At 35.8% G+C, this 15,803-nt stretch carries 9 protein-coding genes; 1 reads left to right on the forward strand and 8 read right to left on the reverse strand.

Annotated elements, in window-relative coordinates; genetic code table 11:
- Position 1: 1 nt before the first annotated feature.
- The 7 genes from C1X07_RS19705 to C1X07_RS19735 all read right to left on the reverse strand — a co-directional run bounded on the left by C1X07_RS19705 (position 2) and on the right by C1X07_RS19735 (position 13,676).
- Complete coding sequence (locus C1X07_RS19705) at positions 2-1,558, reverse strand: polymorphic toxin-type HINT domain-containing protein (RefSeq protein ID WP_103071755.1); 1,557 nt, start codon at positions 1,556-1,558, stop codon at positions 2-4.
- Positions 1,559-1,570: 12 nt separating this feature from the next.
- Entirely contained in the window at positions 1,571-3,406 is a 1,836-nt protein-coding gene (locus C1X07_RS19710) for a type VI secretion system Vgr family protein (protein ID WP_103071756.1), read from the reverse strand.
- Positions 3,407-4,275: 869 nt separating this feature from the next.
- A complete protein-coding gene (gene cobN / locus C1X07_RS19715; RefSeq protein ID WP_103071757.1) occupies positions 4,276-8,022 on the reverse strand; it encodes a cobaltochelatase subunit CobN in 3,747 nt (1,248 codons plus the stop codon).
- Positions 8,013-9,308 carry a cobyrinate a,c-diamide synthase gene (locus C1X07_RS19720; protein WP_103071758.1) on the reverse strand — a complete coding sequence of 432 codons (1,296 nt, stop codon included), beginning with the start codon at positions 9,306-9,308 and terminating at the stop codon, positions 8,013-8,015. The genes cobN and C1X07_RS19720 overlap by 10 nt, the downstream gene beginning before the upstream one ends.
- A 316-nt stretch (positions 9,309-9,624) precedes the next feature.
- Positions 9,625-10,812: a serine hydrolase domain-containing protein gene (locus tag C1X07_RS19725; protein WP_103071759.1), complete on the reverse strand. Its 1,188-nt coding sequence runs from the start codon at positions 10,810-10,812 to the stop codon at positions 9,625-9,627.
- A gap of 252 nt (positions 10,813-11,064) precedes the next feature.
- Entirely contained in the window at positions 11,065-11,937 is an 873-nt protein-coding gene (locus C1X07_RS19730; RefSeq protein ID WP_103071760.1) for a helix-turn-helix domain-containing protein, read from the reverse strand.
- A 74-nt stretch (positions 11,938-12,011) separates the two neighbouring features.
- Positions 12,012-13,676, reverse strand: coding sequence for an AAA family ATPase (locus C1X07_RS19735; RefSeq protein ID WP_103071761.1), 1,665 nt, complete (start codon positions 13,674-13,676; stop codon positions 12,012-12,014).
- Positions 13,677-14,088: 412 nt separating this feature from the next.
- Here C1X07_RS19735 and C1X07_RS19740 point away from each other — a divergent pair, with 412 nt between their 5' ends.
- Entirely contained in the window at positions 14,089-15,252 is a 1,164-nt protein-coding gene (locus C1X07_RS19740; RefSeq protein WP_103071762.1) for a response regulator, read from the forward strand.
- 25 nt (positions 15,253-15,277) lie between these two features.
- On the opposite strand, the gene C1X07_RS19745 is transcribed toward C1X07_RS19740, so the two are convergent.
- On the reverse strand, positions 15,278-15,595 hold the full coding sequence (locus C1X07_RS19745; RefSeq protein ID WP_103071763.1) for an Hpt domain-containing protein: 318 nt from the start codon (positions 15,593-15,595) through the stop codon (positions 15,278-15,280).
- Positions 15,596-15,803 lie beyond the last annotated feature (208 nt).

The following is a 15,803-nucleotide window of genomic DNA, read 5'->3' on the forward strand; positions in this document are numbered from 1 at the left end:
TTTATTTTTTAAATATTTCTGGGTAGTTCTTTTTATTGAGCTCAATAAGCTCTTTTAGTTTTTTGTTGGGAACATCTTTATATACTCGTCTCATCTCTTTAATATCTTTTGCCATTAAATCCCTACCTATTTCATTTATCTTTTTACCCTCTGCAAGCGCATCATCAATATATTTATTAGATTTCTTACTTGTCCAACGACTTAAAGTTTTTATACTACTTTTAATTCTTCTTCTATGACCTTTTAGAGGAACTAAAATACTAGCTCCTTTATTATAATCAAAGTTTTTTCCTACTCTACCTAATAGGGCTTTCATTTTTTCGGCTTGTACTAAGTGATGTGAGTCCAGACCTACGCCTTTTGCCATTTTTGCCAATTCATCATATTTCCCTACCATCCATTTTAAACCTTTCTCACAAGGACCATTATGAACTAATATTCCATTCTCGCCTACATAAAAATTATGCAAGTTGTTTATTTCTAAATTATAAACTATGGTGTCAACTTGTTTTATTCTTTCGATAGATAGTATTTTTTTTAACCTTCCTTTCTCAGTAGTCACCATAGTACCTACTTGTAATTTTTCTGCTAGTATCCAATCTCCATTAACATAAAAAGGATGAATTTCCGTAGTAACTATTTCTTCATTATGAAATTTTAATTTTAGAATGTAATCTACTTTGTTAACCACTGTGTTGGTAACTTTTTGATATTCGTTTTTACCGTTTTTAGAATTAAAAGCTAAAACTTTATCACCAATGGCTATTTGTTCTATTTTAACTTTTCCTCTATCAGTAGTTATACATGTACCTTCAACAAAACATGCTGTAACACATACGACACTTTTGCTCAGGGCAATCTTGTCTACAGCTTTGCCTACGGCGGTTGCAAATCCTTTGCTTACGGCTTTTCCTGCTGCTTTGAGTCCTGCCTTGGAGGTGGCTTTGGCAGCCGCTTTGGCGGCGGTCTTTATACCTGCTTTGACTCCTGCCTTGGCAGCAGTAGCGGCGGCAGTGGTGGCTCCAAAACTTACTACTCCGGCGATATCCATAGCCAGAAATCCCACATTCATAGCAACCATACCCCAGTTGCCTTTGGCAGCTTCTCGCACGATACCGACTACACTACCTACTACGGGAACAAGTTCTACAAAATCCCAAAATCCCCAGCCGCTGTCTTCCTCTTCGCCATGTTCTTCTAATAGCGAATCCAACTCCTCGGGAGAGATAGGCACCTGCCCACTGGTTATGGGGGCTATCTTGCCTCCTGTACTACATTGTATACTACTTTTGAACAGCAGGGTCTGCTGCCCTTTTACTTTTACCTTATAGGTATCTTTCCATGCTGTTGGTGCCGGCACACAGGGGCTTCCGTTTTTGACACTGCATGCCCCAAAAGAGGATATATTAGCCATGGGGATCTTATCTGCACTGGTGCTTACCAGACATTTACTGATCTTGATATGCGTATTGGATGTTGGTGTAAAAGGTACGGGCAATGCTCCTTTATCACAGGTAAGATAGGCTCCATGTACAAGGTATTCTAAATCGTTTGGCATAGCGTATCAGATTTATACAATGTCTGTATCAGAGGATTCTATATTTATCTTACTACCACCCTTTACAGCGATATTGTTTCCGTCTACATTCACGGTAGCTTCTCCATTAATATTCATATCTGTTTTGGCTGCTATATTGGTCGCTGCTTCTGTACTAAACAGATTCATATCTTGTTTTGATGCCATGCTAATGGTTTCGTTCTCTGCCTGTACATCTATTAGTTTTTCTGCCATGATATTGATAATGCCTTCTCCTCCATTTTCGGATTCGGGATCAGGTTTTGCCATCATATTGATACTATTGCCTGCTATGATATTGATATCGGTAGAGGCGAGGGTAAGCTTATTGGGTGCTTTTATAATCACCTCTCCATTACCCTGCATCACGACCACATTACCACTAGGGTCTGCTATGGTAATACTACCATCCTGATCATTCATAATAACCTGATTACCGCTACGGGTACGTATGGCTTTGATATCATTGGTTTCTGTTTTCCAGCTTTCGGGTTTTTTGGTACCGGTATACAATGCCCCAATCACATAGGGGCGCTCTGCATTGCCTCCTTCAAAACCTACGAGTACTTCTTCTCCTATCTCGGGGATAAAGTGAAATCCTTTTTCGCCACCAGAATGCGGGGTGACCATACGTAGCCATGGGGTCATCTCTCCATCTGGTTTTTGCCACGGGAACTGCACTTTGATACGACTCAAGCCATCGGGATCTGCATTGTCTGTAACGGTAGCTACCTGAGATTCGCTTCTGGGAAACGACATCGGATTGGTATTGGGATAAATATCGATATCTGCCGTTACTCCCTCAAAATGATTCAGATAGTTCCCATTTTCGGTAGCGACATGTCGTACTTTGGTGATACGATAGCTCCCCTGTGCGGCAAACCCTTCTTGTATTTTGATAACCTGCCCCAGGTATACCGAGGGATTATCACTGACTCCTTTGATCAACACCTGCTTGAGCTCTTTTGCTTTCTTTTGTTGCTCTACCTGGGTGTCAAATCGTTGTTTTAGGGCTGTATCGGTATAGGGATTAAGGTAAACACTGGTTTCTTTGGCATAAATCTGTTCGCTTTTACTACTGGCAAAACCGTTATACCCATTGACTCCGGTATCGATTTCTGTTGTGGTTTTCTCATGTAGCTCGTCTACAAGATAATCGTTGGTAAAATATTTAAAATTGTTAGGAACCGGATTAAGCTCCAAAGTGAATTTTTTAAGGTTCTGACCATAGGTTAACACTACCTCTTCACTATCCTGTGGTCTTCCAAAAACCAGAGCTTTGCCATCATAATAAAACCACTCGCCATATTGCGCTGCCAATCTACTGGCATACTGATAAGCACTATCATTATGCTGCACGCTGTAATGGATATTGGCAGTGGTCTGGGGACTAAAACTGGTTTCTAATTTGGACTGATCATATCCCTGAAATGTGACATCCAGTATTTCTGCCAGACTCACATCATTATGAGAGGCAAAATGTGGACCATCATCGGCAATGATACTGGCACTTTGGGCTTGTATCTCTACCGTATCTTCATCTCCATTATCAAAGCCTTTGGTATTATTTACTTTTACAACTACCCCTTTGAACTCCAGATTACCATAGCCAGAGAAACTTTCGCTCGAACTGATCTGAAGGGTAATGATTTCTCCCAGAAAGTTTTTACTCTCTGAAGCCATCTCCTGATCTAGTTTTTCTAGCATATCCATACGACATACCAACGTTAAAATATGATGAGAATCAATATCCTGTTGTAAGGATAACTTTTTATAGGTAAGTATTGGTACACCTCCTATAAAAATTTGAATATTGGACTGCAATGCCATGGTCTTCTATTTTAGGTTTTAAGAATCGTTTCTATTCATTTTTTTGAAACACACTATCCATACTACAGCAACATAAATTTGCTATATAGAGATTAGTGAATATCATTTTTTTGATATCCTATATATAAGTGGGGTGAATTATATACTACAGAGTATTTTGGTAACACTATCTCTTTTATCTTTTAAAAAGAGCGGGGTTTATTCAAAAATGCCTCTTGTAGTTTTGTATCTGATTATTCACACAGATACGGTATGACAGGTATAGTCACCTATCATTTTATCGTAATTTTTTTAATAAAAATTTACGGATATGAAGTTACAAATTTTCAATATAAATTCCACTTCGTACCTAAGTATATTTTGAATTTTATTTACTTATTTTTTTGGATCGAAGTCGGAAGTCGGAAGTCAGAGGTTGTCCGTTGTCCGTCCCTGATATAGGTTGACCATAAATATGTCAATTTATGAAAGCAAACCTAAGAAAGATTCGTAAACGTCGTGTTTACTCAGTCGGAGATCCCAGAACAGTGCAGAAGGTTATAGCGGTTACATTGATGCAGTGAGCTTCTGTTGCTCCTACAAAACGTTGCTGCACCATGCAGGAAGGTTTTCTTCTACCACAATGGCAGTTACATTGATGCAGGGAGCTTCTGTTGCCCCTACAAAATGTTGCTGCACCATGCAGGAAGGTTTTGTTCTACTACAATAGCAGTTACATTGATGCAGGGAGCTTCTGTTACTCCTACAAAACGTTGTTGCGGTTGCTTTAACCCGGATTATCAATGTAGTTTAGTTAGGGCTTTGATTGTCGATCTTTAAAAAAGAGCTCGAGGTTGGACTTCTAACCTCCTACCTCCAACAATAACTGCTTATTCTACCACCCCTTCGCCTTCCATATATAGTTCTTCAAGTTGTTCTTTTACCTCATCAGATGGATTTGCCCACATTCCTCTTTGTATGGCTTCGAGTAGTCGTTCGCTCATATCTTTTAGCGCCCAGGGGTTATTCTGTTTTATAAACTCTTTATTTTCTGGTGTTAGCAAATAGCTTTCTGTAATGCCTTCATACATAAAATCATCGATCAGATTGGTCGTTGCATCATAGGCAAACAGATAATCCAGTGTTGCTGCCATTTCAAAGGCTCCTTTATATCCATGCCGTTGTACTCCTGCGATCCATTTTGGATTGATAACACGGGATCGATATACTTTTAGCAGTTCTTCTTTTAATGTTTTTACTTTGGGAGTTTCGGGTCTGGAGTGATCCCCAAAATAGATTTCTGCATCATCTCCTTTTACACTTTTTACGGCATTTGCCAATCCTCCATGAAATTGATAATAATCATCACTATCCAAAATATCGTGTTCTCGGTTATCCTGATTTTGCATTACTATTTGCATGGCTTGTAATCGGTATTGGAATGATTCATGGGCCGATACTCCTTTTTTAGAATTTCCATAGGCATATCCACTCCAATTGATATACACTTTGGCAAGATCTTCCTGTGTCTTCCAGTTTTTCTCATCAATTACGGCCTGTAACCCGGCTCCATATGCCCCTGGCTTAGAACCAAAAACTCGATACAAAGCTCTTTGTGAGGCTTCTTCTTCTGGCAAGCCTTGCTTTTTCCATTGCGCTTGTTCTTCTAAAAATCGCTTTCTGATTGGGTTATCCTCAACAGTTTCATCCAGATTAGCCACACGCATCACAACAGCATTAAAAAGATTGATTACATCTGGAAATGCATCTCTAAAAAAACCAGAAATTCGCAATGTTACATCTACTCTAGGTCTCCCAAGTTTTATAAGGGGGATCACCTCAAAATCTGTTACTCTACGATTCGTATTTTTCCAGATAGGTCGTACTCCCATTAATACAAATGCCTGCGCAATATCATCACCTCCTGTACGCATGGTCGAGGTTCCCCATACCGAAATCCCAATGGTTTCAGGATAGTCTCCATTTTCCTGTAGGTATCTATCAATTATTAGTTGTGCACTTTTTTCTCCCAGGCGATATGCAGTTTCTGTAGGTATGGTACGTACATCTACAGAATAAAAATTCCTTCCTGTAGGCAATAGATCCAATCTACCTCGTGTAGGAGCTCCCGATGGTCCCGAAGGCACATAATATCCATTAAGACCTTCTAAAAGGCAGGTTATTTCATCTGTGGTTTGTTGTATTTTTATAAGTGTACCCGCCTTTATCTGTTGTAATAACAATGCGGTTTTTGGATACTGATCAGGTAGATGATCTTCTTCTATATATGTTGTGAGTGTTCTTTTTGCTATGTTTTCTAGCTGTGCAATAACTTGGCCGGCTGTTTTGCAAAAAAGACCTTCTATGGTTACTTCTAAGAGTTCTGTATACTCTATTTTTAGAATATCTTCCTGTATACCCAAGTCTTTAGCCAGTACCTGTGTTATCCCTTCTCGATGATAAGCAGGTACTCTGTGCAATGCGATCAATAAGTCTATTAGCTGTTCATCAACGGGTGCCTTTCCAAAAATATGTAAACCATCCCTAATTTGTGCTTCTTTTAATTCGCATAAATACCCATCTAGTTTAACTAATAATTCATCTACATCATCCGAGGCTATCCCTAAATCGACATTTAATTTGGTTTCATTTACTAATGCTGCAATTTCTTTTTCTAATATTCGGGATCGTTTTGGATCCAGAGATGAAGCTTCATAATACTCGTCTACCAGATGTTCTAATTTCATTAAGCTCCCATAGCTTTCTGCTCGGGTCATTGGCGGAATCAGATGATCTATGATTACTGCCTGATTACGTCGCTTGGCTTGTGTTCCTTCTCCCGGATCATTAATGATAAAAGGATAAAAATGAGGTAATGCTCCAAAAACGGCTGCTGGAAAACAGGTTTCAGGGTCTAGAGAGACACTTTTTCCTGGTAACCATTCTAGGTTTCCATGTTTTCCCAAATGTATTACGGCATCTGCCTGATAGTTTTGTTGTAACCAGAAGTAATAAGCCAAATACTGATATGTAGGTGGTAAATCAGGAGAATGATAGATTGCCTGCGGGTCTTGATTATACCCTCGCGAAGGTTGAATGCTTACAAATATATTGCCCAATAAAAATCCAGAAACAATAAACCCATTACCTGTATAATAAGGGTCATCTTCTGGTTGCCCCCATTGGGCTGTTACTTTATCTTGTAGTTCTTTTGACAGTGCAGAAAAACAGGTGTCAAAATCTGCGCGTCCAAAAACCAATGCATGAGGTCTGGTCATTGTTGTTGCTACATCATTTGTGGTCACTTGAGTAATCCAGTGCATCAACTCTGTACCACTTGCCGGTAGTTGCTCGCCTATATTATATCCTTTGGCTTTAAGTGCTTCTAACAAAACAATACAACTCTCTGGTGTATCAAGACCCACCCCATTCGCTAAACGGCTATCTTTATTGGGATAGTTAGGTAGAATAACAGCGACTTTTTTATCTCCATTCTTTTTATACTGTAGCGTCGCCCATCGTTGTGCCAACTCTGCTATAAATTCGCATGCTGGTATATGTGCTTCATATTTCAGGATAGAACTATCGGTGAGCGTGTCTTTAACAATTTCTTTTTTAAATGATACTGCACGACCGATAATACGACCATCTATCTCTGGCAAAGCTATATTCATGGCAATATCTGTAGGTGGTAACCCAAAAAGACCTTCGGTCCATACTTCTTTATTAGCTGTAGAAAATATGGCTTGCAATACCGGAATTTTTAACTTTTCGAAAATAAATTCTGACCCATCCATGGGTTTAATTGTAAACCCTGTAGTATTAATAATCGTATGAATCTTGCGCCCGCCATTATTAGTCATTAAACTCTCTACCTGCTTCAATAATCTAGCATCTCTCAAGTTACTTGCAAATACCACAAAAGTATTCATACCCCGGTTATGTAAAGCTGTACTTATTACATGCAGTGGTTGCATATTATCAGAGAGATAATGAGTACGGTATGCTAGTAGTACTGCAGTAGGCTTTGATCCATCCATTGTAGATTCTAAAATCTCTTGTGTGGTCATTCCGGTAGCTTTGGTATATAGAAATGTATCTGAGATAGATCTAGGAGCAGCTACTGTAAGTACAGCTCCAAAAAAAGTTTCTCGTAAATAATTAAATAAGGCTATGGCATTTTCTTTTCCTCCTTCTTGCAAATATTGTCTGCATCGATGTACAATTTGTATATCAACCGATGATAATTTCATCAGTTCAAAATCGGGCTCATGAGCTGGCAAAAACAGTACTGTATTACCAACTTCTTTTTGAAGATTAACCAACGATTCTACCAGATATTTATAATATGATAATCCTCCTAACATACTACACACAATGACTTTTGCTTTACTTAGCACTTCTTCTATATAAGTATCAATGGTAAGTTCTTGTTTGAGGTACACCAGATTGGTCATTCGCAAACTCGGCAATTGGTCTCCTTCGGCTTTGTACACTTCTTTATATGCCTCATTGAGGGTATGAATCTCGGTATCTGCTGCACTCAGAAATACAATATCACCGGGTTGTTGTTCGATATAAAAAATACCATCATCATTTGGGTTCCACCCTCCTGGGATTGTAGCTATTAAATGCATAAGTTTTTAGGTTCTTCTAGTGCTGCCCAATACAGATGAATGTAGCTAGCATACACGTTTTGATATTGATATATTTTTGTTGCCACTAAGTGTTCTCTAGCTGAAAACACTTGGGCTATTGTTGGTATACTATCATCATTGATCACTTTTGAGTAATGAAATTCGTGCCCCCATACTTCTTGATTTTCATATACTACTTTTCGATATCCCAGAGATAGTTTTTTATCCTGCATTGACGTACTTAGAGAAAATACTCCAGCCATAGGAAATTCTTTCCCTTCTTCATCAATTATGGTAGCTCCCAAATACATCATACCACCACATTCGGCCAGTATTTTAATCCCTTGATCTGCAGCTTTTTTTATTTGTTGCCTCATCACTACATTATCCGATAAAGCTTTCAAGTATAATTCTGGATATCCTCCTGCCAAATAAATCGCATCAGCTTTGGGAAGTGTCTGATCATGAATAGGGCTAAAATATATTATCTCTCCAATAGCTTCTAACCATTTTAAGTTTTCATGATACGTAAATGTAAACGCTTCATCCCTGGCAACAGCTATAGTATATTTTTTTGAAGTTTCTTTTTTATCTACATTTTCATATATCCTATTCGGTAATGTTTTAGTATATTCTAAAAGCTTAGGTAATGAAACATGAGTTGCTATATGAGTCGCTGCTTTTTCAATCACATGTTCAAAACTACCGTCGATATGCAACCCCAAGTGGCGAGATGGGATCGCAATTTCATCATTTGGAGGAATGTATCCCAAAGACGGAATCCCAACCGTATTGCAGGCTTCTTTAAGAAAGGCATAATGTGAAGCTGTTTTTACAAAATTAAAAATAACACCTGCAATCTTCACTTCGGAATCAAATGTTTTTAAACCATGTAAAATTGGAGCTATAGTATAGGCCATTGCTCCTGCATTAACTACTAAAATCACAGGTATATCAAGTATTTTGGCAATCTCGGCAGAACTTCCCTTATCTTTTTGAGCTCCGTCAAACAATCCCATAACTCCTTCTACAATACTGATATCGGCATCGGTACTATATCGTTCAAAAACATCGATCATATGTTTTTGTGGCATCATCACTGTGTCTAGATTTATAGCTGGCTTTTGAGTAGCGGCAGTATGATGTATGGTATCAATATAATCAGGACCACATTTAAAAGATTGCACCCTGTACCCCTGATTACTATACCAGCGCGACATACCTAGAGTAAGTGTTGTCTTGCCTGAGTTACTCCAGGGAGCTGCAATTAAAAATGCTTTTGACATGAGTTAAAAGAATTATAGATATTGGACTACTACCTTTAGAAAACCAAAGATAGCGCAGTGAATAACATCTAACAACAGGAAAAGCAAAGTTATTTTACTCGTTATGTTTTATCAAAAATAGTATTCCCTGATCTATAATCATATCATTTTGGGTTTGAGTTGATCTAGTATAACTTTTTTTTCAATTCCCCTGTTAATAGAAAAGTTCGGTACAGTCATTACGTAACCGAACTTTTACTTTGGTTTAAGGTAAAAATGTTTTTTTGATTAAGTACATGTCAGAACCAGAATACAACTATTTGAAAATAGTAAGATATCATTTGATTTCATTTAGCACAGCACTCTCAACATCTCTTATCAGGTGATAAAAGAACTTAGCTTTGGATTCTTCTGAGAAAAACGTACCTGTATTCTGAAACGCTATACATAGTACTACGGTTTCTTGATTATAGAGCATTATTGCACCAGAACCAACATGATTACCCAGATGTCCATACCAATCTTTACCTCCCAAATTGAGCTGCATTAAACCATACCCATACCCTTTAACTCCTTCTTGCTCCTGTATTTCTGTGGGTGTTGCTATAAAATCCTTCATGGACGAGATATCTTTAACCAAGCTACCTTTTACTAATGCCCTCATAAACAGGTATAAATCATATGTAGACATTACCACGCCATCAGACCCTCTTAAGCCCGAAGTAACCGCATTTTGAATTTCTGAAATATTTTCAAAACTACCATTATTCTCTATATCCCAATAACTATCTACCAACCCAATAGGCTCCTGACTGTACTGTTCTAAAAAGTAGCTATCTTGTAGATCCAGTTTTTTAAAAATTCGAGTTCTTATAGAATTGATATGACTACCTTCAACTTTATCAATAACCAAAGTTAATAAGGAATAATTAGCATCTGAATAATGATATTCTGTTCCTTCCTCGAATAGAGGTCCCTCATCATAAACGTACTCTAATAACTCTTTAATAGTATATTGTTTTGTTGGATTCATAAAAAAGCCTTCAAAAAAATCATTTTCAAAGATATCTCTAACCCCTGTTCTATGTTGTAATAAATTTTTGATAGAGATATCACTCCCATTCGCAATTCTGTTTGTAATATCTGAGTCAACATATTTCTTTAATTTATCATTAATGTCAATTTTGTTTTCTTCGACCAATTGCATGATAATCGTCGCAATAAAGGTCTTATAAATACTAGCTGTGTGGTGTAAATAATCTGGCTTCATTTTAATCTTATTTTTAAGATTGGCATAGCCCGAAGAACCCATCCACAGACCATCTTCTGGGTCAGCAATCAAAAGAGCCAGACCTACACTTCCACTTTGGGTATAATTATTTATCAGATCTTGATAAACGGTGTTTTTTGGGTGTTCTGCATTACAATTGATTTTATCAGTTGAGAGATCATCTTCATCTGAACATGAAAAAAATAAGATAATACATACTCCTAAGATTAATTGTAGTAGATTGTTTGTCTTCATTTTCTGTTTTTTAAAAGTTTATTCTTTTAGCAAATAAACTCTATCATTGATCGACCTACAATCAGGAAAATGTATTAAAAAAGACAAATACAAGAATATCATACAAAAGTATGACTACAACCAAACTGCTGATAACAACGCTATTTACATTTTGAATTTACCGAAAAAGAAAATCAGATATTTTTATTCTGAAGCATAGCTAAAATAGAGAATTTTATTGAGACAAATTCAAAGTGTAAATGGTATAAAAAACTAATTAAGTAATAAGTGAATGAGTTCAACCTTATTAGTAACCTTCGCTTTTTTGTAAATATTGGTTACATGTGTTTTTACTGTGGGAATAGAAATAAATAATTCTTCGGCTATCTGACTATATGTAGCTCCTTTTACAATTAGGTGTACTACCTCTAGCTCTCTCTTAGTAAAAGAGTAATTCTTAAGATTTTGCTCCTTAATTGCTTTTTCAGTTTTAAATAAGGATAATCGATTAACATCATCTTTTATCTTATATATAAACAGGAAAATAAAAAACAGAGGGAGCGTAAATCCAATTCTAATATCTTGCATATCTATCGCAAAAATTTTCTCAGGAAAAGAATCTATAAAGAGAGTAATGGGTAAAACAACCAAACAGATTATAGTTATTGTTCTTTCCATTTTTTCTCTGTAGACTGTTCTTGCAATTGGTTTTGTCTTTCTTATCAAAATCATAGAACATGCTACAGAAAGAAACAGATAGATATAAACACTTTTTTCTATTATGCCAGATAATTTATAGAAATAGTCCAACACTACTATTAAAAGCATTAAAACCGAAATGCCAATAAGTATTTTTATAAATACCGATTTTACAGAAATTCGTCTATCAGGAAAGATACTTAAGGGAGTAGTAAGCCCCACCAATACCATTGAAATCAATACTAAAACATGTGTTTTAACAGCAGTGGTATTAGGTTCCCAAAAGTTTGCAATAGATATTGCAATCATTAATAGCAACAAAGAAATTGCAAAAAAAATAGTTTCGAGCGTTTCTATTTTTCGGGTATAACATATCACTCCTAAGAATAAAGCAATGATCCCAAGTGTGTATGCCAATGTTAATAATATTATTTCTAACACTTCCATACGCTGTTATTTACATTGTATATTAATTTTATCTTATGATATCAACTTCTCCACACCATTCTACATATCAAAAATCAAAAATCAGAAATAGAAATATAATTCAACTTTAGCTGTTGTGCCATTTGTTTTGCTTTACCTAATCGTACAAAACCTGTCTCAGTATCTACAATTGTAGCTTTTGTAATTCTTGAAAGATATTTTTTATAGGTACTTACTGCATAGTGAAATGGCTGCGTTGTTCCTGTATTTATCTTCCCATCTGTAAACACAAATAGTTGTGTTGTTTGCATATTCACAGATCTCAACAGTTCGTACACTTTTAAAAAGGCTTCTCCCAGATTGGTTTTACCCGCCGTTCTCAATTGGTAATTAGTATCCGAAATCTGTTGCACATTGGTCGTAAATTCCTGAATAATCTTTGCCGATGCATCTTGTAAACCTATAATTGCATATTGCACTTTTTGCAAAGGATAGGAAGCAATGGTTTTTTTGATGATTCCTTTAAGATATCCCATTTGTTGATCTAATGCCATAGAAGCACTGGTATCTACCAAAAATATAATTCTTGCCATTGCTTTTTCTGTGGCTTGTTTATATATCGTTGTAAATCTACCGGTGGTAAGGTAGTTTCTTACAGATTGTACTATAGCAATTTCTGATTGTTGCTTTGCAGGATGAGATACTACATGTAGTTTTTGTGAGGTCTCTATTTGTATTTCTTGTTTTTTGGTAGCTTTTGGTGCCGAAAATTTCAATCCTTGTTGCACGGCTTTAGGTAATTGAAAAGATGTAGAGTCTTGCCCATTCTGAGGAGTGGTTTCTTCCTGAGAGTTTTGATCTTTTTGCTCGGAAGACTCTTCTTTATTTTGATCAGATGGTGGCGTGTATTCTTTAGTACGATGTTGTAATACAAACGGTGCAATTATCTTTATCATCTCTAAAGTTACTTCCTCTTTATTATGATACGCAGCATAGGCTCTTGCCGTTTTTAATAATAGTATATCTGCCCTCATTCCTTCCACTTTATTAGTGATAGTAAGTTTAGCACATTGTTCTTGTATGGCTTCAGGAATACTAACTTTATTAAGTTGTTCTTTAGCTAGTAATACTTGAGTTTTTATATTTTTCTCCTCTTGCTCGAATTCTTTATAAAATGCAAGAGGATCACTATCAAAACTAAGGCGTTGCATTGCAATCTGGGTTCGTGTTTTTATTTCTTTTGGTGTTTGGATTGTAACACTTAATCCAAATCGATCCAATAGTTGTGGTCGTAGTGCTCCTTCTTCTGGATTCATGGTTCCTACAAGACAAAAACGACTATCCATCCATTGAGAAATCCCTTCACGCTCCAGATGATATCCTCCTGTTGCAGATGAATCCAATAATACATCCATCAGGTAATCATTAAGTAGATTTACCTCATCGATATACAAAAACCCGCGATGTGCTTGCGCTAACAGTCCTTTATCTACAATTACAGTTTTCTGGTTGATCAATGCTTCTAGGTTAATACTTCCTAACACCCTGTCTTCTGTAGCACCAATAGGTAGATTTACAAAAGGAAAATCCTCTCCCATTAATTGACTTAACCCTCGTACCATAGTAGTTTTGGCAGTTCCTTTATCCCCGGTTGCCAATACTCCCCCAATGCTTGGATCTACCAGATTAAGTAGTAAACATAACTTTAAATCTTCCTGATCAGGTATTGCGGCAAAGGGATAAGTATATTTTGACTGCATATGTATTTTTGTATGATGGTAAAAATACGGATTTATATAAGTAGAATTGACATGTAATATTATTTATATCTCCTATTTTATATATAAAAAAAGGAAACTAAATCAATGTCAAAATAATGTAAACCAATATTCTTATTTTAAATAATACCGATAACTGAAATGGTTTTTATAAAATATTAAATAAATCACAGCCTTAGTTTCCCAATAATTTCCTATTTTAGAAGAACTATTGATTTCTTTTTAAACAAAAAGACGTTCAATTTTTGTCAAAATGTATGCGAATATTAAACCCTTTAAACATAATATTCGTTAAAGAAGTTCTACTTCTGCTCCCTTATCCAATTATCCCGTTTTTGTATATCAGTGTATCAATTTGATTTATTGAATTGTTATACCATAGAACCTACTTTTAATGAAGAAAATTTTAGCAATAGACGACCAACAACTCGTATTATTATCCTTAGAAAAACATCTTTCGGATTTAGGGTATACTATTAAATGTGCGAGTGATGGGCAATCAGGACTTGATCTTTTTGATAGTTATAAACCAGATATTGTAATTGTGGACATTAATATGGATGGAATGTCTGGTCTTGAAGTAATAGAGAAGATTCGTCAGGAAAAAAAATCAGATGTTAAGATTTTGGTGATGTCCGGTAATACCAGTGAAGACACCATTATAGATGGTTTTGATCTAGGCATAGACGATTACATGAAAAAACCATTATCTCTTAATGAAATTTCGGCGCGTATAGCAAGAATTTTTGGTATAAGACCAAAGAAAAAACCAGAAAACAACTCCAAAGGTCAAATGTTACAAAGGCATTGTGTTGGAGTTGTCATTCCTTGTTATAATGAAGAAACAAGAATTTTGAGTAAAGAATTTACTGATTTTGCACATAGTAATCTGGGATATCATTTGTGTTTTGTTAATGATGGAAGTACTGATAATACGTTAGAAGTATTAAAAAAATTATCTAAGGGAAGAGAAGATAACATTAGTGTTTATAATTGTGTTAAAAATGGAGGAAAAGGGGAAGCTGTACGACAAGGTGTTCTTCATCTTGCCAAAGACTCACAATTAGATTATATTGGATATCTGGATGCCGACCTATCGACAGATTTTAAAGATTTTGATGATTTGGTAAAAACTATAGAATCTTCAAAATTTAAAATTGTAAGCGGGTCGAGAATGAGTAGAATGGGAGCCAATATCACCAAAGAATCCGCTAGAAAAATAATAAGTAAAACGATTAATCTTATTATTAGAAACATCCTGAACATGTCTTTTAACGACACCCAATGTGGAGCCAAAATAATGGATAGAGAAATAGCTAATGAAATGTTTCGAGAAAAGTTTATTACCAAGTGGTTATTTGATGTAGAGATCTTTATGAAGATGCGCAAATTTTATGGAAAAGAAAAAGCAGTTTCCTACATATGTGAACAACCGCTAAAACGTTGGGTACATGCAGATGGTTCAAAGTTATCAATGAAAGATTCTATAAAAATTGTAGGGCAACTTGCTCAAATCGCATATTATTATAATTTTAAAATCAAATCAAAGTTTAAATAGAATAGAAAATCAGTTCTAAAAAAGATTATAGTGTTTTGATGTATTCTGTTATTTTTTTTAGGACTTTTTCAAAATCTTCCTTAAGGTCGTAGCTTCCTTCTTTCAGGTTATTTTCATAATCAGTCGCAATACCATAGCCTTTCTCAAGTCCAAAAATGCTAACCTTATGCTTCAGCTTATGCACAAACTCTGCTGCTTTTAGTAGGTTTTTATCTTTCAAACAATCAAAGTATTGCTCTTTTTCTATTGGGAATTCTCTTTTTATAACAGAAAGCATCCGCTCTTCAAAAGATGTATCACCATTAGATATCTCATTTATTTCTGACAAATTTGGTTGTTCCATTATAGTTGGTTTTTAATTAGAATATATTCGATATCCTAAAAGTAGTCAAAAAAGTATTCCTTAGTATTACGATTCATCCATCTACTATAGAAATAACACGTATCAGACCAAGTGAACACACTCTTTTTTACTCACATTTAGAGGGAAATACACTATAATATTGCGGTTTACCTACCCTTGTAATCCACTGTTTATTACTAATTTAGAC

This window comes from Aquimarina sediminis, from assembly GCF_002895435.1.
Lineage (GTDB): Bacteria > Bacteroidota > Bacteroidia > Flavobacteriales > Flavobacteriaceae > Aquimarina > Aquimarina sediminis.